The sequence below is a fragment of the Haemophilus parahaemolyticus genome (assembly GCF_002015035.1).
In the GTDB taxonomy this organism is placed as follows: domain Bacteria; phylum Pseudomonadota; class Gammaproteobacteria; order Enterobacterales; family Pasteurellaceae; genus Haemophilus_A; species Haemophilus_A parahaemolyticus.
In genome coordinates, this window is the sequence record NZ_MUXY01000001.1 from 798,473 (window position 1) to 821,722 (window position 23,250).

At 40.6% G+C, this 23,250-nt stretch carries 20 protein-coding genes and 2 tRNA genes; 11 read left to right on the forward strand and 11 right to left on the reverse strand.

Annotated elements, in window-relative coordinates; translation table 11 throughout:
- Positions 1 to 115 precede the first annotated feature (115 nt).
- Together B0185_RS03855 and B0185_RS03860 are read left to right on the forward strand one after the other, a co-directional pair.
- Positions 116 to 202, forward strand: a tRNA-Leu gene (locus B0185_RS03855).
- A 19-nt stretch (positions 203 to 221) separates the two neighbouring features.
- Positions 222 to 297, forward strand: a tRNA-Gly gene (locus tag B0185_RS03860).
- Between the two features lie 170 nt (positions 298 to 467).
- Here B0185_RS03860 and B0185_RS03865 read toward each other — a convergent pair.
- The gene (locus B0185_RS03865) at positions 468 to 2,417 is read right to left on the reverse strand and encodes an ABC transporter ATP-binding protein (protein WP_005706039.1); all 1,950 of its coding nucleotides are present in this window, start codon (positions 2,415 to 2,417) and stop codon (positions 468 to 470) included.
- Positions 2,418 to 2,639: 222 nt separating this feature from the next.
- Here B0185_RS03865 and B0185_RS03870 point away from each other — a divergent pair, with 222 nt between their 5' ends.
- Positions 2,640 to 3,227 (forward strand): YajG family lipoprotein, encoded by a 588-nt coding sequence (locus B0185_RS03870; protein WP_005706035.1) that lies wholly within the window; start codon positions 2,640 to 2,642, stop codon positions 3,225 to 3,227.
- Positions 3,228 to 3,329: 102 nt separating this feature from the next.
- Here B0185_RS03870 and rnhA read toward each other — a convergent pair whose 3' ends face one another.
- Entirely contained in the window at positions 3,330 to 3,791 is a 462-nt protein-coding gene (gene rnhA, locus B0185_RS03875) for a ribonuclease HI (protein WP_039863108.1), read from the reverse strand.
- A 75-nt stretch (positions 3,792 to 3,866) separates the two neighbouring features.
- Entirely contained in the window at positions 3,867 to 5,198 is a 1,332-nt protein-coding gene (gene argG, locus B0185_RS03880) for an argininosuccinate synthase (RefSeq protein ID WP_005706059.1), read from the reverse strand.
- Positions 5,199 to 5,348: 150 nt separating this feature from the next.
- Here argG and B0185_RS03885 point away from each other — a divergent pair, with 150 nt between their 5' ends.
- From B0185_RS03885 to groL, 4 genes are all read left to right on the forward strand, one after another.
- Complete coding sequence (locus B0185_RS03885) at positions 5,349 to 6,386, forward strand: glycosyltransferase family 9 protein (RefSeq protein ID WP_005706042.1); 1,038 nt, start codon at positions 5,349 to 5,351, stop codon at positions 6,384 to 6,386.
- Positions 6,387 to 6,462: 76 nt separating this feature from the next.
- Positions 6,463 to 7,269 carry a D-alanyl-D-alanine carboxypeptidase family protein gene (locus tag B0185_RS03890; RefSeq protein ID WP_005706054.1) on the forward strand — a complete coding sequence of 269 codons (807 nt, stop codon included), beginning with the start codon at positions 6,463 to 6,465 and terminating at the stop codon, positions 7,267 to 7,269.
- A 131-nt stretch (positions 7,270 to 7,400) separates the two neighbouring features.
- Entirely contained in the window at positions 7,401 to 7,691 is a 291-nt protein-coding gene (locus B0185_RS03895) for a co-chaperone GroES (protein WP_005706053.1), read from the forward strand.
- Between the two features lie 21 nt (positions 7,692 to 7,712).
- Positions 7,713 to 9,359: a chaperonin GroEL gene (groL, locus tag B0185_RS03900; protein WP_005706043.1), complete on the forward strand. Its 1,647-nt coding sequence runs from the start codon at positions 7,713 to 7,715 to the stop codon at positions 9,357 to 9,359.
- Positions 9,360 to 9,454: 95 nt separating this feature from the next.
- Here groL and queF read toward each other — a convergent pair whose 3' ends face one another.
- Together queF and deoC are read right to left on the reverse strand one after the other, a co-directional pair.
- The gene (gene queF / locus B0185_RS03905; protein WP_005706052.1) at positions 9,455 to 10,294 is read right to left on the reverse strand and encodes an NADPH-dependent 7-cyano-7-deazaguanine reductase QueF; all 840 of its coding nucleotides are present in this window, start codon (positions 10,292 to 10,294) and stop codon (positions 9,455 to 9,457) included.
- Positions 10,295 to 10,543: 249 nt separating this feature from the next.
- Complete coding sequence (gene deoC / locus B0185_RS03910) at positions 10,544 to 11,215, reverse strand: deoxyribose-phosphate aldolase (RefSeq protein WP_005706050.1); 672 nt, start codon at positions 11,213 to 11,215, stop codon at positions 10,544 to 10,546.
- 201 nt (positions 11,216 to 11,416) lie between these two features.
- On the opposite strand from deoC, the gene B0185_RS03915 reads away from it, so the two are divergent.
- A complete protein-coding gene (locus tag B0185_RS03915) occupies positions 11,417 to 13,072 on the forward strand; it encodes a putative transporter (protein WP_005706051.1) in 1,656 nt (551 codons plus the stop codon).
- Between the two features lie 73 nt (positions 13,073 to 13,145).
- Here B0185_RS03915 and gss read toward each other — a convergent pair whose 3' ends face one another.
- On the reverse strand, positions 13,146 to 15,038 hold the full coding sequence (gss, locus tag B0185_RS03920) for a bifunctional glutathionylspermidine amidase/synthase (protein ID WP_005706057.1): 1,893 nt from the start codon (positions 15,036 to 15,038) through the stop codon (positions 13,146 to 13,148).
- Between the two features lie 483 nt (positions 15,039 to 15,521).
- Between gss and B0185_RS03925 the strand changes: the two genes are divergently transcribed.
- From B0185_RS03925 to purB, 3 genes are all read left to right on the forward strand, one after another.
- Positions 15,522 to 16,028 (forward strand): DUF2301 domain-containing membrane protein, encoded by a 507-nt coding sequence (locus B0185_RS03925; RefSeq protein WP_005706060.1) that lies wholly within the window; start codon positions 15,522 to 15,524, stop codon positions 16,026 to 16,028.
- Positions 16,029 to 16,144: 116 nt separating this feature from the next.
- Entirely contained in the window at positions 16,145 to 17,326 is a 1,182-nt protein-coding gene (gene purT / locus B0185_RS03930) for a formate-dependent phosphoribosylglycinamide formyltransferase (protein ID WP_005706047.1), read from the forward strand.
- Between the two features lie 104 nt (positions 17,327 to 17,430).
- Complete coding sequence (gene purB, locus B0185_RS03935) at positions 17,431 to 18,801, forward strand: adenylosuccinate lyase (protein ID WP_005706037.1); 1,371 nt, start codon at positions 17,431 to 17,433, stop codon at positions 18,799 to 18,801.
- A gap of 143 nt (positions 18,802 to 18,944) precedes the next feature.
- On the opposite strand, the gene ispC is transcribed toward purB, so the two are convergent.
- Genes ispC through prmC form a run of 5 tightly spaced genes read right to left on the reverse strand, consistent with a single transcriptional unit; the run spans position 18,945 to position 23,133 of the window.
- Positions 18,945 to 20,135, reverse strand: coding sequence for a 1-deoxy-D-xylulose-5-phosphate reductoisomerase (gene ispC, locus B0185_RS03940; RefSeq protein WP_005706049.1), 1,191 nt, complete (start codon positions 20,133 to 20,135; stop codon positions 18,945 to 18,947).
- A 47-nt stretch (positions 20,136 to 20,182) separates the two neighbouring features.
- Positions 20,183 to 20,443: a hypothetical protein gene (locus B0185_RS03945; protein WP_005706044.1), complete on the reverse strand. Its 261-nt coding sequence runs from the start codon at positions 20,441 to 20,443 to the stop codon at positions 20,183 to 20,185.
- Positions 20,444 to 20,473: 30 nt separating this feature from the next.
- Entirely contained in the window at positions 20,474 to 21,328 is an 855-nt protein-coding gene (kdsA, locus tag B0185_RS03950) for a 3-deoxy-8-phosphooctulonate synthase (RefSeq protein ID WP_005706055.1), read from the reverse strand.
- Positions 21,329 to 21,361: 33 nt separating this feature from the next.
- Positions 21,362 to 22,231, reverse strand: a complete 870-nt coding sequence (locus B0185_RS03955; RefSeq protein ID WP_005706061.1) for a SirB1 family protein — start codon at positions 22,229 to 22,231, stop codon at positions 21,362 to 21,364.
- 38 nt (positions 22,232 to 22,269) lie between these two features.
- On the reverse strand, positions 22,270 to 23,133 hold the full coding sequence (gene prmC, locus B0185_RS03960; RefSeq protein ID WP_005706045.1) for a peptide chain release factor N(5)-glutamine methyltransferase: 864 nt from the start codon (positions 23,131 to 23,133) through the stop codon (positions 22,270 to 22,272).
- Positions 23,134 to 23,250: the final 117 nt, after the last annotated feature.

A 23,250-nucleotide genomic window follows, 5' to 3' on the forward strand; every position in this document is an offset into this window, starting at 1 on the left:
AAAAACGAACCGCTTGAAGCATTTTCTAAAAAAATTAACAGAAATCTATTTGACAGCAAAACGGAAATCTCTATAATACGCCCCATCAGTTCGCAACGCTGATAATTTAAACGTTGCCCGAGTGGCGGAATCGGTAGACGCAAGGGATTTAAAATCCCTCGCCTTTCGGGGCGTGCCAGTTCAAGTCTGGCCTCGGGCACCATTTAAAATTACCCAAATATGCGGGAATAGCTCAGTTGGTAGAGCACGACCTTGCCAAGGTCGGGGTCGCGAGTTCGAGCCTCGTTTCCCGCTCCATTTCTTACAATAGAAAATAAATGATAGCACCTCAAGGTGCTTTTTTTATATCATTTTTTAATGATTTAATAGATTTTACGTTATTTAGCAAATGCACAAAACGTTTTAAAGTTATACCTGTGCTTATTTAAGAGTTGCTCAAGTATTCGTTTTGTGCAATAACTTTATGTCTAGCTATTCAACATTCCTTCCAATGCTTCCTGCACCTCTAGCCATTCTAGCTCAATCTCTTCTACTTTCTGTTTTGCAGAGATCTGTTTGGCAAGCGTTTCTGTCAGTTGTGCTTTATTTTCCGCTTCGTAAATTTCACTGGTTGCGAGTAGCTCTTCGAGCTCATTTAACATTACTGTTGCCTTTTCTAGCTCTTTCTCAAGCTGAGTAATTTTTTTACGAAGTGGAGCGGTTTGTTGGCGAAGTTCTGCCTCTAAACGTTTTTGCTCTTTGCGATCTTGTGCTGAAAGATTACCGCTTGCATTCACAGTTTCATTTGACGTTTCTTCACTGTTAGCGGTCAAATTTTCTGTTTTTTTTGCAGAAGCTAACGCAAGAGCATTTTGTTCGTTTAGCCATTTTTGATAATCTTCTAAATCGCCTTTAAACTCCTCCACTTTATGGTCGTGCACTAAATAAAATTCGTTCACGGTGCTACGTAATAAGTGGCGATCGTGCGAAACTACTACGAGCGAGCCTTCATAATAGGTTAATGCATCAGTGAGGGCTTGTCGCATTTCTAAATCAAGATGGTTGGTCGGCTCATCCAATAAGAGTAAATTCGGGCGTTGCCATACAATTAAGGCAAGTACCAGACGGGCTTTTTCACCGCCTGAGAAAGATCCGATCGCTTGTTTCACTTTATCACCTTTGAAATCAAATCCTCCCAAATAATTGCGTAACTCCTGTTCCGTTTTTTCAGGAGCTAGCTTTTCCAGATGCCAGAGAGGGCTTTCATCAAAACGTAGCGTATCAACTTGGTGCTGTGCGAAGTAGCCTAACTGTACGCCTTTTGCGAGTTGCACTTGCCCTGACTGAGCTACGATTTCCTCCGCCAGTAGTTTAATCAATGTGGATTTACCCGCACCGTTTCGCCCTAAAAGCCCGATGCGAGAACCTGGTACAAGGTTAAGTTTAACTGATTTCAGCACTGTTTTATCGCCATAACCCGCCTCAACATTTTCCATCATCAATAGCGGGCTTGGTAAGCTCAATGGTGGACGGAACTCAAATTCAAACGGGGAATCCGCATAGGCTGGAGCAATCAGTTCCATTTTTTCCAAGGCTTTAATACGGCTTTGAGCCTGCTTGGCTTTAGTGGCTTTAGCTTTGAAGCGGTCGATAAAACTTTGTAAATGAGCCACCTTGCGTTGCTGTTGCTGATAAGCCGCATTTTGTTGACTGATTTTAGTCGCACGCTGAATTTCAAACGAGGTGTAATTACCTGTGTATTCATTCAATTTTTGGTGCTCAATATGAATAACGTGGTCTATGATTGGATCAAGAAAATCTCGGTCGTGGGAAATGAGTATGAGCGTGCCATGATAATTGGCGAGCCAGCGTTCTAGCCAAATGACGGCATCCAAATCCAAGTGATTGGTTGGTTCATCAAGAAGCAATAAATCGGAACGACAAATTAGTGCTTGTGCTAAGTTTAGACGCATACGCCAACCGCCCGAAAAAGATTTCACAGGAAAATTGAGTTGTTCGGTGCTAAAACCTAGGCCATTTAATAATGTTGCTGCACGAGATTGAATTGTCCACGCATCAATGGTGTCTAATTGGGCATGTGTGGTGGCGATTAAATGACCATCGTTATCGTGGTTGGCTTGTTCAAGTTGTGCCATGAGTTGTGTGTATTCACGGTCGCCTTGAATGACATAATCGATTGCGGAAATATCTAACGCAGGCGTTTCTTGGTTTACCCATGAAATTACCCAGTTTTTAGGCAGGCTTACTTCGCCACCTTCTGGTTGTAATTCATTTTTTAAAAGGGCAAAAAGCGAAGATTTACCGCAACCATTTTTTCCCACAAGCCCGACTTTTTGACCTGTGTGAATGGTAGCGGAAGTATTTTCTAAAAGTGTATTTAAACCGCGTTTTAAAATTAAATCTGTAAAAAAAATCATAATAAATTATCTAAATATGCTAAAATTATTAGCATATTTTAGCATAATCAAAGAAGAGATGTTTGATTCATTCGTTTTACAATTTGTTCTATATTGAGCAGTCATATGGTTGTGTAATAGACTTGACTTCAGCCTTCGTTGCAATTAATAATCTATATCTCAAATTGAGATTTTTATACAACAAACAACACCTCTTAGTTAATTTACTTTTAAGGAAACACTATGAAATTCTCTAAAAAAGCACTCTTTTTAGCAACAGCATTAACCTCTGCTGTGCTTGTAGGCTGCCAAGCACAATCTAATGTCTTGGTATTTAATACGCCATCTCCAACGGCAACGTTTAATACCAATAACCAAACCGCTGCAGTGAGCGTAAATACGCGCGATTTACGTACTTCACGCGAAGTTTCTTCTTACACCAAAAATGGCGAAGTGATCCGTTTAACTTCAAGTCCTGAAGTAGTGCAACTTTTACAACAAGCGGTACAACAAGATTTAAATGCAAAAGGTTTCCAATTAGTGCAAGGTGCTGCTAATGCGAACGTAACTGTGAATGTAAAACGTTTCTTCGCAACGGTCGAACAAGGCAATCTTCGCCATAAAACTAATGCGGAAGTAAATGTTGATATTACCGTGCAAGGTGCGAAAGGTAACTTCAATAAATCCTTTAATGCTACCCGTGGTTATGAAGGTGCGTTGGGGGCAGACAATAAAGACATTCAAAAAATCTTAAACCAAGCCTATCAAGATGTGATCAACGCCATTTATAACGACAATGAAGTGGCAAATGCGATTCATCAATATAAATAAGAAATTAGTATTCAGCTACTCATCACTTAAAGACCATATCTACTCATATGGTCTTTAAATAATATCTGATAATTTGAAATCACTTTTAGCGACAATTTTTTATTATACTGATTCATACCCAATATCTTCCAAACTAGGATTATTCGCCCCTTGTTTGGCAAGTTCATCACAAATTTCATTTTCACGATGCCCTGAATGTCCTTTTACCCAAGCCCACTCTATCTGATGGCGTTGAATTTCTTGATCTAAAGCCATCCATAAATCTTTATTTTTAACTGGTTTTTTATCGCTAGTTTTCCAGTCATTTTTCTTCCAGTTAAAAATCCATTTTTGAATACCGTTCTTCATATATTGGCTATCAGAATTTAGTATGACCATACAAGGTTCTTTAAGCATTGATAAAGCTTCAATCACTGCACGCAATTCCATTCGATTATTTGTGGTTTGAAAATATCCCTTGCTCACTGTTTTTTCGTGTAGTTGGTAGCGTAATAAAATCCCGATACCGCCTTTTCCTGGGTTGCCTAAGCAAGAGCCATCAGTAAAAATTTCGACTTTTTTCATTTTAGTTTTAAATACAAAGGGCGTGTTTAACACGCCCCTATATTATTGATTTTTATAATAAATACCCTCTTTTAATTATTTACTACCTAATTGCGGTACTACTTGGTTATTCGCAGAGATTAAACCTGTATCGGTGTAAATTGCTAATTTACCGCGAGTGTCCACGATGTCTAGGTTACGCATCGTTAATTGACCAATACGATCGCTTGGGGTAAACGGTGCATCTTCTACTTTTTCCATACTTAAGCGTTCTGCTTCGTAAGTTAAGTTTGGTGATTCTGTGTTAAGAATTGTGAAGTCGTTACCACGACGTAATTCAAGTGTCACCGTACCAGTAATTGCTTTCGCTACCCAACGTTGTGCAGTTTCACGCAACATTAATGCTTGCGGATCGAACCAGCGACCTTGGTAAAGCAAGCGACCTAAACGTAAACCGTTAATGCGGTATTGTTCGATAGTATCTTCATTATGAATACCAGTCACTAAACGCTCGTAAGCGATGTGTAATAATGCCATTCCTGGGGCTTCGTAGATACCACGAGATTTCGCTTCAATAATACGGTTTTCGATTTGGTCTGACATACCTAAACCGTGGCGACCACCAATACGGTTTGCTTCAAGAATTAACTCTACAGCATCATCAAAATGTTTGCCGTTTAAGGCAACTGGCGCACCTTCTTCGAAAGTAACGGTTACAGTTTCAGGTTTGATTTCAACAGACTCATTCCAGAATGCCACGCCCATAATTGGTTTGACGATTTTCATTCCAGTGCTTAATTCTTCTAAGTCTTTCGCTTCGTGCGTTGCACCAAGCATATTTGAGTCGGTCGAATAAGCTTTTTCTACTGACATTTTGTAGTCGAAGCCATTTGCGATTAAGAATTGAGACATTTCAAAACGGCCGCCAAGCTCGTCGATGAATTGGTTATCTAACCATGGTTTGTAGATTTTTAATTTCGGGTTAGTTAATAAGCCGTAGCGGTAGAAACGCTCAATGTCGTTACCTTTGAACGTTGAACCATCACCCCAGATGTTTACATCATCTTCTTTCATTGCTGCTACAAGCATCGTACCAGTCACCGCACGACCAAGTGGCGTGGTGTTGAAGTAAGGAATACCGCCTGTTGAAATGTGGAATGCACCACATTGAATTGCCGCAATCCCCTCGTGAGCTAATTGTTGGCGGCAGTCAATTAAACGTGCATTTTCTGCACCATATTCCATCGCTTTTTTCGGAATTGCATTGTAATCATCTTCGTCTGGCTGACCTAAATTTGCCGTGTAAGCATAAGGCACTGCACCTTTTTTACGCATCCAAAGTAATGCTGCTGATGTATCTAAACCGCCTGAGAACGCGATCCCCACTTTTTGACCTAATGGGAGAGATTCTAAAATTGTTGCTGACATACAAATTCCTATATTTGAAATGAATGGAAAATTACCAATCGCAAACGGTTGCGAGTAAGTAAAACTGACATATTCTATTAGAAAAAAAAACAAATTTCATCTAAAATTTAGCGAAAATCGACCACATAAAATGAATAGAAAGAGTCTCAAATGAAAAAAATCCTTGTTATCCGAAACGATAAAATTGGCGATTTTATGGTTTGCTTTCCTGCTTTTGCAATGCTCAAACAATCTTTATCAAATGTAGAAATTACTGCCCTTGTGCCAAGCTACACTGCTCCACTTGCGGAACTTTGCCCTTCTATTGATAAGGTCATCATTGATGCCCCAAATAAAAAAGATCCTGTGGCATTTCAAAGCGTATTACAAGCGGTCAAAAAAGAGCAATTTGATGCCGTAATTTCGTTTGTCTCCGATTGGTACAATGCTAAACTCACATGGAAAAGTGGAATTCATTATCGCCTTGCACCTGCAACAAAGCTATTTCAATTTTTATATAACCATCGCTTAACACAACGCCGATCACAATCGGCAAAAGCGGAGTCAGCATATAATTTAGACTTAGCTCGTGCATTTTTAGAAAAACAAGGTATTCCTGTTGTTGAACCTTCTGTGCCTTATTTGCAATTTAGTGAACAAGAGATTGCCACACAAAAAACCAAATTAGCAAAACTTTTGGGCATTTCAACCGCTTGCAAATGGGTCTTTGTGCATAGCTCTACTGGTGGTTCAGCAACCAGTCTTTCGCTTGAACAATATTCGACATTACTCAATAACTTAACCGAACACTTTGATTGCCAAGTAATTTTAACCGCGGGCAAAGGCGAGGAAGAACGAGCAAACGCATTGGCATCTCTACTCACTCAAAATGCCGCAGTTTATGCCCAAAATGACGGCTTACAAGACTTTAGTCGTTCGATTGCCTGTGCCGATCTTTTTATTGCAGGCTCAACAGGCCCGTTACATATTGCAGGGGCGTTAAATGTGCCAACTATCGGTTTCTACCCAAGCCGACTTTCTGCCCAACCACAACGTTGGCGACCAATTAACGCGGAGGGAAAACATCTTGCCTTTATGCCACCGTTGGCAAAAGATCGTGCTTCGCAGATGAATTTGAGCCTAATTTCTATTGAGAAAGCACTCAAAGAGATTATCCCTTTTATGGCAAGAAATTGGCAAAAAGCCTAGTTCTTTCAATGGTCTAGTCAAGAGAAATTTGTTAGACTAGACCTCTTTATTAGCCTGCAATATATCCATTCAAATTATGTTAAAAAGAACTCTACTTTCTTATTTAGCCTTGCCCAGCTTTGCATTAGCACAATCTTACGTTGTTTATGATTTTACTCACGATCGTGTGCTTGAAAGTCACAATCCGTATTCTACTCAGCCCATAGCATCTGTCACTAAATTGATGACAGCAAATATCTTTTTAGAAAATAATAAACAGAAAAACTGTATGGCATCAATTACACGTGACGATGTGGATACCATTAAAGGCACCGGCACCAAACTGCCAAGAAACACGCCGATTTCGTGTGATGAATTATTAAAAGCGATGATCGTTCATTCTGATAATTATGCCGCTCACGCACTTTCACGTGCTGCAGGAATGAGCCGTGCTCAATTTATCCAAAAAATGAATGACAAAGCACGCCAATTAGGTATGGCGACGACCCATTTTAAAGATAGTTCTGGTTTATCAAGTGGCAATGTGTCAAGTGCGATGGATTTAGTAAAGTTAGCTAAATATTCGATGAAAAAGCCCCTATTACAAACTTTATCAAATGAACGAGCCACCCTGATTACAGTCGGAAATCGTCAAATTTTTATGCAGAATACCAGTGCATTAGTACGAGAAGAACTTTTTGATGCTGCGTTGAATAAAACGGGTTATCTCCGTGAATCTGGCTATAATTTAGTTTTCGTAAATAAACACCGTTGCAATAATAATGCGACCATTGGTGTGATTAGTTTGAATAACCGAAGCTCTGCTAAGAGATCATATTTTACCAAAACCAAACTAGAGCAATATGGTTGTACAAGTTTGGTGCTAAACCATCATTTTAAATGATGACGATAATTAACCAATTAAATGATTTTTTTATGCCTGCCCTTGAAAAGCAAATACCTACCCTTATTTATGGAAACGTTGCCTCAACAACGGCATAAAAATTATTTCATTAAAACAGAGGAATTGAAACTATGGCTCTTCGTCCATTACACGATAAAGTAATTTTAAAACGTGAAGAAGTAGAAACAAAATCAGCAGGCGGTATCGTTTTAACTGGTTCTGCCGCAACCAAATCTACCCGTGGTAAAGTGATTGCAGTGGGTACAGGTCGTTTATTAGAAAACGGCAATGTACAACCATTAGCAGTAAAAGTTGGCGATGTAGTGATCTTCAACGAAGGTTATGGCGTGAAATCAGAAAAAATTGACGGTGAAGAAGTGTTAATTCTTTCTGAAAACGATATTTTAGCGATTGTAGAATAATTAAAAAAAAGGAATATAAAAATGGCAGCAAAAGACGTTAAATTTGGTAACGATGCTCGTGTAAAAATGTTAAAAGGCGTGAATGTATTAGCCGACGCAGTAAAAGTAACTTTAGGTCCTAAAGGTCGTAACGTTGTTTTAGATAAAGCCTATGGAGCACCAACCATCACTAAAGATGGTGTTTCAGTAGCACGTGAAATCGAATTAGAAGATAAATTCGAGAACATGGGTGCTCAAATGGTAAAAGAAGTTGCCTCTAAAGCAAACGATGCAGCGGGTGACGGTACAACAACCGCAACAGTGCTTGCTCAAGCTATCGTAAACGAAGGCTTAAAAGCAGTTGCAGCGGGGATGAACCCAATGGATTTAAAACGCGGTATTGATAAAGCAGTTGCAGCAGTGGTAAGCGAATTAAAAGCGATTTCAAAACCTTGCGAAACCGCAAAAGAGATCGAGCAAGTGGGTACAATTTCTGCAAACTCTGATGCAACAGTAGGTCAATTAATTGCTCAAGCAATGGAAAAAGTGGGCAAAGAAGGCGTAATTACCGTTGAAGATGGCACAGGTTTAGATGATGCATTAGATGTAGTGGAAGGTATGCAATTTGACCGTGGTTACTTATCGCCATACTTCATCAACAAGCCTGAAGCAGGTACCGTTGAATTAGATAGTCCATACATTTTATTAGTAGATAAAAAAATTACGAACATCCGCGAAATTTTACCTGTGTTAGAAGCGGTTGCGAAAGCAGGCAAACCATTGTTAATCATTGCTGAAGATATCGAAGGCGAAGCGTTAGCGACTTTAGTTGTAAACACAATGCGTGGTATCGTGAAAGTAGCTGCCGTTAAAGCCCCTGGTTTCGGTGATCGTCGTAAAGCAATGTTACAAGATATTGCAATTTTAACTGCAGGTACTGTGATTTCGGAAGAAATCGGTATGGAGCTTGAAAAAGCGACATTAGAAGAACTTGGTCAAGCAAAACGTGTAGTAATCACCAAAGACAATACAACCATCATTGATGGCGTGGGCGATGAAACACAAATCAAAGCACGTGTTGCACAAATTCGTCAGCAAATCGAAGATTCAACTTCAGATTACGATAAAGAAAAATTACAAGAACGCGTAGCAAAATTAGCAGGTGGCGTTGCTGTCATTAAAGTCGGTGCTGCAACCGAAGTTGAAATGAAAGAGAAAAAAGACCGTGTGGATGACGCACTTCACGCGACTCGTGCTGCAGTGGAAGAAGGTATCGTACCAGGGGGCGGTGTCGCATTAGTTCGAGCAGCAAGCAAAGTGGCTGAAGAATTAAAAGGCGATAACGAAGAACAAAACGTTGGTATTCGTTTAGCATTACGTGCGATGGAAGCACCACTTCGTCAAATCGTGACTAACGCAGGTGAAGAAGCTTCTGTTGTTGCTCGTAATGTAAAAGATGGTAAAGGCAACTACGGTTACAATGCTGGTACAGAACAATACGGCGATATGTTAGAAATGGGTATCTTGGACCCAACGAAAGTAACTCGTTCAGCATTACAATTCGCAGCTTCTATTGCAGGTTTAATGATCACGACAGAATGTATGATTACAGACCTTCCAAAAGATGACAAAGCAGACCTAGCCGCAGCAGGTATGGGCGGTATGGGTGGTATGGGCGGAATGATGTAATTTCCCCTATTTTTAACAATAACACCCGAGTGAAAACTCGGGTGTTTTTTATAGGGATATAGTAGATATCAACTTTTTTCTACTAATAATATCAGTTACTGTCTCGCCATTCTCAAATTCACTGGAATACTCTCAAAATTAGAACGGAATGGATTAATGTCTAACCCACCACGGCGAGTATAACGAGCATAAACGGTGAGTTTTTCAGGTTTAGCGAATTGCATTAAATCGGTAAAAATGCGTTCTACGCATTGTTCGTGGAATTCATTATGCTCACGGAAAGAAACCAAATATCGCAAAAGTTTTTCACGATTTAACCGCTTGCCAACATAGTGAATTTGCACGCTCCCCCAGTCTGGCTGTGAGGTAATCAAGCAATTAGATTTCAACAGGTGACTAACTAGCGTTTCTTCTACTATTTCATCTTCTGCAACATTTTCTAAATACTGATTTGAAAATGTGTAGCTCTCAATTTGAATCTCTTGCTCATCAATACACTCACCTGAGAAATTCACTATCGGTTGGTTAGTGTAATCGGCTAATTTGTGAGTTCTCACCGAAACTTGACCGCTTGCACATTGGCTTAAATCTCTCGTAAGTGTTTGTTCAACCTCTTCGATTGAAGCAAATTTGGTCTGATTAAAGCTGTTTAAATAGAGTTTAAAGCTCTTTGATTCGATTAAATTTTCGCTTTTAAAATCAATTTCTACATCAGCAATTGCGACTTGTGGTAAGCCATTTGAGTTTAACCATGAGAGTTCGTAGCAAGTCCATACATCCGCACCTTGATTGAACGGTTGTTGCTCTACAATCCCCAAACCTTCACGATTTAATCGGCGTGGTACGGGTTGCAAAAGCGAAGCATCATATTGACTTTTGTATTCAGTATTTTGCCCAAGTTTAAGGGCAGAAAGAGATTTATCTTGATAGTTCATAACATTTCCTCACAAAATAGGCAGGAAGTGTAGCATATTTCTGATTTAAACGAGAAATGAGAAAACTTATAATAAAGGCAATTTTTAGCCATCACATTTTATTATGGAAACGGTCTTTCTATTTTATCAACCAGACATTGTGAGCAATGGTAAAGTAGGTAATCAGCAGAAATAACTCAAAAAAACATAAGCGGTAAGATCTGCAAATTGTTTTGCAAATATTACCGCTTTTATTTTTGTAATCGTTCGCTAATACCCTTCACCTTCAGCCAAAATATCACTGACAATCGCAATCCCTGCACTTGCACCAATTCTCGTTGCACCTGCTTTTATCATGGCTAATGCAGTTTGTGTATCACGAATGCCACCTGAAGCTTTTACACCGATTTCACCAACCGTCTGTTTCATTAACGACACATCTTCCACGGTTGCACCACCTTTGTTAAAGCCTGTTGAGGTTTTCACGAAAGCAACACCAATTGCTTTGCAGATTTCGCACGCTTTGACGATTTCTTCTTTGGTGAGTAAGCAAGTTTCCAAAATTACTTTAAGCGGTGTACCTTGGCAGGCATTAAACACGGCTTGAATATCAGCTTGCACTTTCTCCCACTGATTCGATTTGATCCAACCGACGTTAATCACCATATCAATTTCACCCGCACCCGCTTGAATCGCTTGCTCGGTTTCAAAGGCTTTGACAGAGGTTGCATTTGCCCCGAGTGGGAAGCCAATAACGGTGCAGATTTTCACCGATGAACCCGCCAGTTTTTGCTTGGCAAGTGGAATATGACAAGGATTGATGCAGACAGAATAGAAGCCATATTCAAGGGCTTCTTCACAGAGTTTTAAAATATCTTGTTCTGTTTTTTCAGCTGTGAGTGCTGTATGGTCGATATATTTAGCAAGTTGAGAGGCGTTCATAAAATCTCCTTTGAATGAAAACAACATTGCCCCACAATATACGCCAAGCGGTTAAATTTGCAAAAGATTTTACAATCTTAGCCGCTTACTTTTTCTTGATGAAGAAAAAATGTGACGCAGTTATCATTTTTGAAGTTTCACTCTGTTTTCAAAATATCATCTTGCTATAATCCGAAAGGGTTAATTGATTTCGAGGTTTATATGAGTGAAACAGCGATAACCATCGGTCTGCTTGCCCTTGTTGCTGTAATTGGACTTTGGGTAGGTCATTGGAAGATCAAAGGTGTAGGGCTTGGTATCGGTGGCGTATTATTTGGCGGGATTATTGTCGCCCACTTCACCACGCAATACGGTATTCAGCTTGACAGTCACACGCTACATTTTGTACAAGAGTTTGGCTTAATTTTGTTTGTTTATACCATCGGCATCCAAGTCGGCCCAGGTTTTTTCTCCTCTTTGCGTAAATCGGGGCTGAAACTAAACGGCTTTGCGATTTTAATTGTTGTGCTTGGCTCGCTTGCGACCATTATCATCTACAAACTCACTGGTATTCCGCTTGATGTAGCTATTGGAATTTACTCAGGTGCGGTAACCAACACACCAGCACTAGGTGCAGGGCAACAGGTTTTAACCGAGCTTGGAATGACAGGCGTAACCAGCACAATGGGGATCTCCTATGCAATGGCGTATCCTTTCGGGATCTGCGGTATTTTACTCTGTATGTGGCTACTTCGTCTCTTCTTTCGCGTAAAAATTGATGAAGAAGCACACAATTTCGTCAAAGAGAGGGGGCAAGATAAAGAGACACTCGACACCCTTGTGGTGCAAGTCTCCAACCGCAATTTAGACGGCATTAATTTAACCGAAATCCCTGGGTTTAATGAAGAAGATGTCGTTTGTTCACACCTTAAACGGGGCGAAGAAACCTTTGTGCCGAAAGCAGATAGCGAAGTGCGTTTAGGCGATGTGTTGCATTTAGTCGGGGAAACTGGCTCGCTAAAAAAAATGCGACTAATTATTGGCGATGAAGTGGATGTGCCTGTCACGACCTCAAGCGGAGAAATTCGTGCTGAACGCGTGGTAGTAACCAACGAAAAAGTGCTCGGAAAAAAAATCCGCAGCCTTGGCATTAACCAAAAATATGGCGTGGTAATTTCTCGCTTAAATCGTGCGGGAGTTGAGCTCGTACCAACTGGAAATACAACACTTCAATTTGGGGATGTATTACATATGGTGGGGTGTGCCGATGTGTTAAACAACGCCATTTCAGTGATCGGTAATGCACAACAAAAATTGCAGCAAGTACAAATGTTGCCTGTATTTATCGGGATTGGTTTAGGCGTGTTGCTCGGCTCATTGCCGTTAAGCATTCCTGGTTTCCCTGTTGCGTTGAAATTAGGGCTTGCAGGTGGCCCGCTTGTGGTTGCTCTCATACTAGCCCGTATTGGCAGCATCGGCAAACTCTACTGGTTTATGCCGCCAAGTGCTAACCTTGCTTTGCGAGAAATCGGCATTGTACTTTTTCTCTCTGTTGTTGGCTTAAAATCAGGCGGAAGCTTTGTTGATACACTCACCAACGGTTCAGGTTTAGAGTGGATGGGTTACGGCATTTTCATTACCCTTATCCCATTATTGATTGTCGGTGTGATTGCCCGTTGGTATGCAAAAATGAACTATCTCAGCCTTTGCGGTTTGCTTGCAGGTTCAATGACCGACCCGCCAGCACTTGCCTTCGCCAATGAAATGAAAGAAGAAAGCGGGGCTCAATCCCTTTCTTATGCCACCGTTTATCCGCTTGTGATGTTCTTACGGATCATCTCCCCACAATTGATAGCAATATTGTTGTTTGTAGCGTGATTTATTAAATGAAAGCGGTCGATTTGTAAAACTATTTTGCAAATCGACCGCTTGTCTTTACGCAATTTTTCCCTTAAAACGCTCTATCCTTTACTACTCTCAACGGTTGCATATCGCTATTGCCCATAATCACGCGGCTTGGATCAGAACGTAAGCAAGTGCCGCCGTAATGACCGCCGACGGTGAAGGTACAAATTTGCAGGTATTGTTCTTCCACTTTTGGCAAGCACCAAAGTTGTTGGTAGATGTTTTCTTGTTTGCTGAATTGCCCATCGGTGGTATCGAGTGTAGCGTTGTTTTCACCGATCAATTTCACGTTATCACCACGGCGACCAGCAATCGGTTTTTGGGCGTAGCCGTTTTGAATCAGGTTTGGCGTGAGTTCAAAACTCGCTTCTAGCAAATAACGGTGATTTGGGAAGAGCGACCAAAGCACGGGCAAAATCGCTTTGTTGCTTGGAATCGCTGTCCAAAGTGGCTCATATACCAACACTTCTGGACGCAGTAGCACATCAATTAACCGTACTTTATCTTCGGGGTAACCTGTGCGAATCGGCGGAGCAACTTCCATGCCTGTGGCATCTTCGCGGAGCTGCTCAAGCATCGTTTCCCATGCCCACGTTTTCCAAACGGTTTGCACCAAATTATTATCATCGTCAATCAGCTGACCACGTTTGTCCCAATGTAGCCCTTCTGTGCCGTGAATAATTTTGGCTTGGAAACCAGCTTGCAACAAAGCTTGTCGCATAAACATCGCGTGGTAATCTTCCTCATCATCGTGATCTTGTAGAATGTGCACGAGCGAGCTGGCTTGGCTATGTTGCCAACAATCAGCTAAGGCATTGCGTAAGCCGTCCGCTGGGTTTTCACCTGTAAATTTTCCCGTATTTCCCACCGCTTGTTTCGCCCAACGGCTCATAATATCGCCTGCTTCAGCGTGGCAAGAAGCGGAATCGGCGTTGTATTCATAGACTTTCAGCCCGCGCTCGCTCATACAAAAATCCAAACGTCCTGTGATGGTTTGATAACGGCGATTTTGCCAAGAGAGCCGCAAGCGTGGCCAAAGCAATTTCGGGATGTTGAAATATTGCAACAAATTATCATCTTTCAGCACTTTATCGGTGGCGTGCAGGTACATCAAATGCAGTTCATTAGTCGCATGAATCAGCTCTTGTTGAGCACTTTCAGACATCGCAAAATAGCGATATTGGTCGGAATGACTCACTTTATGCCCGCCCATTGCTTTGATATAAGCTGCATCAAAAGGCGCATTTTCATTGAGCCATTTGCCGTCAAATTGTCCGTGATTTTTCACGTGGCGAGCTTGAAGAGAAAGTGCGGTCGGTTTTGGGAAAGGTTGCGGCTCGGCAAATTCGGTATCATCGGTTTGAATCATCCAGCCGAGAATGTGAGTGTCGTTGAAAGTATCGTGCAGAAGATAGCCTTGTTCGGTAACGCTCATCGGCAATTCACGCGTCCATTGCTGACCGCTTGGAAGACGCGAGTGAATCACATTTTGCTCCACAATACGCACCCGATCTTCTAACACATCAGTAATAATCGCCACGTGCCCCGTATGCTTGAACTCGCCCCCTTCCTGCCAAATTAACAATGCACCCGCTTGTGGTTTGCGTTTGCAGCCATTAGCGAACGCCTGCAGCGGTAACAAGGCATCGTTAACCACTTGGCGAAGAAAACGCAGTGCGAAAATCTCATACGCCATCCCCACATCGGCAAACACCATACCGTGATTGAGATATAAATAACGGCGGGCAAACTCTACGCACTGCCATTTGTAGCCCATATATTCCCGCCCGACATAACTACGAAACGCCGCATCATTGGGAAACTCCTTTTCATCGGCAGTGTTGTAATCCGACGAATAAATCGCGACCCCACCCGGGGCATAACCGAGCAAGCTACCAAAGGGATCGTGGGTGGTGATGTTAGGGGAACGGTCTGACATAAAAACTCCAAACAATAGAAATAATTGGAGTTAGTATAGAACTTTTATTTGCTTAAAAAAACTGCTTTACGCTGTTTTTTCCAACAAATTCACTCAACCAGTATTAAGGGAAATTTCCAACTGAATTTTTGGAAATATTCTTGAGATTCTACCAAATAGGTGTATTCTAATTTGAAATAATTTAGAGACACATAACCTATTTTGAAAAGATTATTTCAAATAACAGGCTTGAAATTTCACCACTTTAACAGTATAAAGCAATTATCTTTTCATCAATGATAGAGGCTATTTATGTATTTATTAGTTGGTATTTTCGTCATAAGAGCAAGAGAAAATCACTAAAGAACATGAAATGGAGTTAAACGCGTAGCGGAAGTAAAACAAGCAGAAATCTTGAAAGATGTAGAAATCGTAAAAGCGTTGATTGGGAATTTTTTAAGCAATCAGAAATTAGATAACACATAATTTATAAAGGAGAAAGAAATGGCAGATCCGCACATTAAATCCCCGATGGATTTCTGGGATTATCTTACCGTAATCATTTACCGCTCAGGCTTTGTCTTGGCGACACTTGCAATATTCTTGTTGCCTTATCAATCTGAAATAGCAATAAGAGGATTATTAATTGCGGGTACTATGCTTGCTTCATCTTTGCATTTGTACCTCAAACAATTTCGTCTTATTTTTCAATTTGCTGCATGGATAGGGTTACTTTGTTTCATTTTCAACCTGCCAATGATTGCATTGGGAGCAATGTTGCTTGTAATTGGAGGATTAAGTTATAAAGAATATTTCTGTTTTAGAATATTTGGTTTAAATGCTCAACCGATTTTTGTTGCTATACTTTGGTTTGCTTTTGTTTTTGAGCAAGCTTTGCTAGTGCGAATTTTCTCAATCATTATTGGCATTTTATTACTCATTCTGTCTATTCAAAAATGGCGAATGCCGTTGCACTTTGATATCGGAGACAAAACAAAATATCAGGTTTAGACTTGAGCATTCTATTAAGCGGTAAGATTTTACAAAAAAATTACAAAATCTTACCGCTTTTCTGTATAATTCACGCAAACGTTTGCTTTTTTATTTTACTCAAAAGGATCAAAGACATGACCACAATCGGAACAGCGTTAAGACCGAATGCAACTAAAGTAATGATGTTAGGCTCAGGCGAATTAGGTAAAGAAGTCGTGATTGAACTTCAGCGTTTAGGTGTAGAAGTGATTGCAGTTGATCGCTATGAAAATGCACCTGCTCAGCAAGTGGCACATCGAGCATATACCATCTCAATGCTAGACGGACAGGCATTGCGTGCGTTGGTCGAAAAAGAAAAGCCTGATTTCATCGTTCCAGAAGTGGAAGCCATTGCGACTGATACCTTAGTAGAATTAGAAAACGAAGGCTATAACGTGATTCCAACAGCGAAAGCAACAAAACTAACAATGAACCGTGAAGGTATTCGCCGTTTAGCGGCTGAAGAATTAGGGTTAAAAACCTCGCCTTATCGCTTTGTAGATAATTTCGATGCGTTCAAGCAAGCCATTGCAGAAATTGGCATTCCTTGCGTGGTCAAACCGATAATGTCTTCTTCTGGACACGGGCAATCGATTATTAAATCAGCCGACCAAATTAAGCAAGCGTGGCAATATGCTCAAGAAGGTGGCCGTGCAGGTAGCGGGCGTGTGATTGTGGAAGGGTTTATTCAGTTTGATTATGAAATTACGCAGCTCACAGTTCGCCATATTCACGGCACTTCATTCCTTGCACCGATTGGGCATATTCAGAAAAATGGCGATTATCAAGAGTCTTGGCAGCCACAAGTCATGAGCGAAGTAGCTCAACGCAAAGCTCAAGAAGTAGCTGAGAAGATCACCTCAGTACTTGGCGGTCGTGGTATTTTCGGCGTAGAACTTTTTGTTTGTGGCGATGAAATTATTTTCAACGAGGTCTCTCCTCGCCCACACGATACGGGTATGGTCACAATGGCTTCTCAAGAACTTTCCCAGTTCGCCTTACATGCTCGTGCAATTTTAGGCTTACCTATTCCAGAGATCTATCAAATTAGCCCAGCAGCTTCTAAAGCGATTGTAGTGGAAGGTAAATCAGATAATGTTACATTTGGAAATCTCAATAAAGTGTTAGAAGAAATCGGCACAAATATTCGCTTATTTGGTAAAGGTAGCGTAGATGGTCACCGTCGTATGGGCGTGATTTTAGCTCGCGATGAGAATACTGAAAAAGCGAGAGAAAAAGCCTTGCGAGCTTACTATAAGTTAGACATTCAATTATAAAATTCAGGCGGAGTGTTCTCCGCTTTCCCTTTTCATTCGTGAAAGATTTGCAAAAAAATGCTATATTTCACCCGCTTATTTTTATTTATTACGGAGAAATCTCAATGGAACTTAACGCTTTAACCGCCTTGTCCCCAATTGATGGTCGTTATCAAGACAAAGCGGCAGCCCTTCGCCCGATTTTTAGTGAATTTGGTCTATTAAAATATCGTGTTACAGTCGAAGTGCGTTGGTTACAAAAATTAGCTGCACATACACAAATTCAAGAAGTGCCAGCATTATCTGTAGAAGCAAGCAACTATCTTGATAGCATTGTGGAAAACTTTTCTATTGAAGATGCAAACCGTATCAAAACCATCGAACGTACCACCAACCACGATGTAAAAGCGGTGGAATACTTCTTAAAAGAGAAATGCGAAGCCTTGCCAGAGCTTTACAAAATCAACGAATTCATTCACTTTGCTTGCACTTCTGAAGACATCAATAATACCTCGCACGCGTTAATGCTTAAAACCGCACGTGAAGAAGTATTATTGCCAGAGTGGAAAAAAGTGATTGATGCTGTGGTTGAACTTGCAGAGCGTTACAAAAACATTCCATTACTTTCTCGCACTCACGGTCAGCCAGCCAGCCCAACAACCATCGGTAAAGAGATGGCAAACGTCGCTTACCGCTTAAAACGCCAATATAAACAGCTCGAAAATTTAGAAATTTTGGCGAAAATCAATGGTGCTGTAGGTAACTACAACGCTCATTTATCAGCTTATCCAGATATTGACTGGTATACTTTCAGCCAAGAGTTCATCGAACAATCTTTAGAGGTAACTTGGAACCCGTATACTACTCAAATTGAACCACACGATTACATTGCAGAATTCTTTGACTGTGTCGCTCGTTTTAACACTATCGTGATCGACTTCGACCGGGATATGTGGGGCTACATTGCATTAAACCACTTCAAACAACGCACTATTGCGGGCGAAATTGGTTCTTCAACCATGCCACACAAGGTAAACCCAATTGACTTCGAAAATTCCGAAGGTAACTTAGGCTTAGCGAATGCAATTATGAGCCATTTAGGTCAAAAATTACCAATCTCTCGCTGGCAACGAGACTTAACCGACTCAACCGTATTACGTAACTTAGGCGTCGGTTTAGGCTATGCATTAATTGCGTATACTTCAACCTTAAAAGGCATTAGCAAATTAGAGGTAAATGAGCAGCATTTACGTGATGAATTAGATCAAAACTGGGAAGTGTTAGCAGAGCCAATTCAAACAGTAATGCGTCGCTACGGCATCGAAAAACCGTATGAGAAACTAAAAGAACTCACCCGCGGTAAACGTGTAACAGGCGAAGCAATGCGTGAATTTATCGACGGTTTAAGCTTGCCAGAAGCAGAAAAAGCTCGCTTAAAAGAGATGACACCAGCAAGCTATATTGGCTATGCGGTGGAGTTGGTTGAAAAACTTTAATTGGTAAAACTTTATAAAAAATTACCGCTTGAAATTAAGACACCGTAGTAGAAAAAAGAGGCAAAAGCCTCTTTTTTCAACGATGATAAGGAGAAAGGAATAAAATTCGCTTTTCTATTTACTCGTCTAACCGTTTTAATATTTTATATCTGTAATACAATTTGTTTTGCTAATTCTCTCGCCAGTTTATCGATATATAAAACATCATCAATTTCTTGAATATCAATTGGTGCCATATTTTCAACAACACTTTGATTCACATTTACAATATCCGTAAAACGGATCTGCTCATTTAAAAATGCATCAACAGCAATTTCATTTGCAGCATTCATTGCGGTAGTTGCATATTGCCCAGCAGAGAAAGCATCAATCGCTAATTTAAGATTTGGATAACGTTCAAAATCAGGCTCAATAAAGGTTAATTCTTTAAGTTTAAAAAAATCAAGTGGTGGTACACCCGCATTGATGCGATCAGGGTACGCCATACTGTGTGCAATTGGCGTGCACATATCAGGATTTCCCATTTGAGCAATTACCGAACCATCAATATAACGAACCATCGAATGGATTATGGATTGCGGATGAATAATAATTTCCATCTCTTCTGCGGTTGCATTAAACAACCAACGTGCTTCAATATATTCCAAGCCTTTGTTCATCATTGTTGCACTATCCACTGAGATTTTTTTACCCATCGACCAGTTTGGATGATCTACTGCTTGAGCAGGCGTAATCGCATCAAATTCATTTAATGGTTTAGTACGGAACGGGCCGCCTGAACCTGTTAAGATAATTTTGCTCACACCAAGCTCTGCAAGCGGGCAAAAACCGATCTTATTTTGCGCTTCCACAGGCAAAGATTGGAAAATCGCATTATGTTCGCTATCAACAGGCAAGAGTTTTGCACCTGACTTTTTCGCTTCATCAATAAAAATCTGCCCGCAAGTGACCAGCGCTTCTTTATTTGCAAGTAATACTCGTTTCCCCGCTTTAACAGCAGAAAGTGTAGGCAAAAGTCCCGCAGCCCCAACAATTGCAGCCATTACCATATCTACTTCAGGGTGAGAGGCAAGTTCACAAATTGCTTTTTGCCCGGCTAATACTTCCGTTTTGATGTTAAGTGTTATGAGGTGGGCTTTGAGCTGTGCGGCTGCATCTTCATTATCTAATGCCGCAAATTGAGGTTGGAATAATACGCATTGTGCTGCCATTAACTCCACATTTTTTCCGCCTACTAAAGCAAAAATTTGATAATCAGACGGATTATTTTGAATGACCGAAAGGGTGCTTTTGCCAATGGACCCTGTCGATCCTAGAATAACGATTTTTTTCATAGTAAGTTACCTTCAAGAAAAGACAGGGCATTTTAGCACAGATAAGATTAGTAATACCAATGACCATAATGTACCGCAGGGTAAATCGCAGGAACAGCAGGATAATAATTTACTTCTCTTTTACGTGTATCACTTTGATTCAGAGCTTCTTGCTGTACAGGGTGGTTTTTATCAACAGTATTTTTAGTATTAATACGTTGTTGATATGCTTGAACAGCTTGCGCATCCATTGGCACAGAGCTTTGTTGTTGAGGTAATGAACAAGCAGAAAGTGCCAAAATAGTACCAAATAACATTATTTTTTTCATTTTATATTCCTTTGGTAGATACTTATTAAATTAGTTAGAGGTATCAATCTCTTCAAATGACTTCACTAAATCATCAATCGCTTTCATTTGTGAAACAAAGGCTTCTAATTTAGAAAGTGGTAGAGCTGAAGGGCCATCACATTTTGCGTTGTTTGGATCTGGATGTGCTTCTAAGAAAAGCCCTGCTAAACCAATCGCCATACCCGCACGTGCAAGTTCTGTGACTTGATCTCGACGACCGCCAGAAGCTGCACCAAATGGATCGCGGCATTGCAGTGAGTGAGTCACATCAAAAATCACAGGGCAACCCTTAGAGACTTTCTTCATCATGTTGAAGCCGAGCATATCTACAACTAAATTATCATAACCGAAGTTTGTTCCTCGGTCGCAAAGAATCACTTTGTCGTTACCACACTCTTCGATTTTCTCTACAATATTTCCCATCTGACCTGGGCTTAAGAATTGTGGTTTTTTCACGTTAATTACTGAACCTGTACGCGCCATCGCTTCAACTAAGTCGGTCTGGCGAGCTAAGAAAGCAGGTAACTGGATTACATCTACTACTTCCGCAACAGGTTGGCATTGATAGATTTCGTGCACATCAGTGATGATATTCACACCGAATGTATCTTTTAGTTCTTGGAAGATTTTTAACCCCTCTTCCATTCCTGGTCCACGGTAAGAATGGATCGAAGAGCGGTTCGCTTTATCAAAAGAGGCTTTAAATACATAAGGCACGCCCAATTTTTGCGTAACTTCTACATATTTTTCACACACACGCATCGCCATATCACGGCTTTCTAATACGTTCATTCCACCAAACAGGGTGAATGGCTTGTTGTTCGCAACTTCAACGTTGCCGACTTTTACGATTTTATCGGTCATTTTTTAGTCCTTACGGTAATAAAATAGGGAAAACTAGTGTAAAACTATCTCTTTGCCTTTTTGCTCAAGCTGCTTAATATCCATCTTTATCATCACCGCAGAAGGATCATCAGGGCATTGGTCAACGAAATAGCTTAAATCTTCATAAGCAGCTTGGAAGCATTCCATCGTGGCAAAAATCATCCCGCGATCGCGAATTTCATACGGATCATCAGGCGAGAAAATGAGACGGAAGCTTATCATTTCTAGCACTTCTTGGAATTTTTTTTCTTTGGTTAATGCCATTTTAAAGAGCGTTTCGACCCGTTCTAATAGTTCAAACGGCTTAGCTCGACGAATTAAAACAGGTGTAACCAACACACCAACCATTGGTGGTTCGCCATCTAGCCATTTTTCTAAATCTTCAATGCTTAAAAACTTACCATCTGCAGGATTAATAAAAAGCGTTTCTTGGCGACCATCATAGTGAGTAATTTCCGCACGCAAAATGATTTGTGTAGGGAAATTCACCGCAAACAGCGGAATGCCACATTTCGCCGCTAAATAGAGCAAAATTGCCGCAAAAGAGACGGGCATTCCTTGCTTAGTTTGCAAAACTTTATGCAGCACCAAATTATCGCTGTTGAAATAGTCGGTGTAGCGATAAGAAAATTTCATTTGGCAATAAATCACATCTAGCAATTGATGCAATCTATCAAGCTCATTTTCGGCAGTAATGAGTGGTCTCACCTTGCGTACCAAAGCCGAAGTACGTGCACTACGTTGGCGAGGTGTTACGCTTTCATCCACAATTCCACCAATTCGCTCCATCTCTTCATACAAAAACGTCTGCAATTTTTCATCACTTATAGTGGTTTTCGGCGACTCCAGTTCTTGCAAAATTTCGTTAATAATATCGTCCATTTTGTCCTTCTTTTTTATTCTTTTTTACTTTTCTAGCTTTATTTCTCAGCCTTAGTAATACGATCTAAATTGGCATAATCTTGGAAAGTTTCAACTGCTTGCCAATGATTTTGGCGGAAAATATGTTGCACATCGTGCGCTTGTTGCCAACCATGTTCTAAAAATAACGCCCCATTCGGCTTCAAATAAAGCGGTGCATTTTCGATAATCTTTTGCAAATCGCTCAAACCATGATTATCTGCCACTAATGCGGTTAAAGGCTCAAACCGCACATCGCCAATCTGCAAATTTTCATCTTCCGCATCAATATAAGGCGGGTTACTTACAATCAAATCGAACTGCAGATTTCCTAATGTTGAAAACCAATCGCTTTGCTGAAAACGAGCATTTTCAATCTGCAACGTTTGGCGATTACTTTCCGCAAGTACTATCACTTCGGGCTTAAAATCGACACCTAATACTTGCACTTTCTGCTTTAATTCAGAAGCTAGTGCCAGTGCAATTGCTCCCGTCCCTGTCCCTAAATCTAAAATTTGCAAACTTTCTTGATTTTCCAACCGCTTGTTTGCCCAATCTAATGCGACTTCAACCAATCGTTCTGTATCTGGGCGGGGAATCAAAGTATCAGACGAAACTTTTAATGGCAACGACCAAAACTCTTTTTCACCTAAAATATACGCCATTGGCTCTCCTTTTGTGCGACGTTCCAACATCTGATTTAGCTGATTTTGCTCTGCTTCATTCAGCTCTGTTTCTCCAAATGCAAAAATCGCAGAGCGCGAGCGTTTTGTCACCGCTTGTAATAGCAAGTTCACATCTAATTTCGCATTCAGATAAGGATCTTGGCTTAATTTTTCGGTTAATAATTGGTTGGCATAAGTTAGCCAGTCGGAATAAGTCATATTAGATTTAGTCAATAAAGAATAATGCTAGGATAGCACACTCACGCCCAAATAAAAAACCTAGCATGGGGCTAGGTTTGTGTGATTGGTAAAATTGATTTGTAGATACTGTCTCCC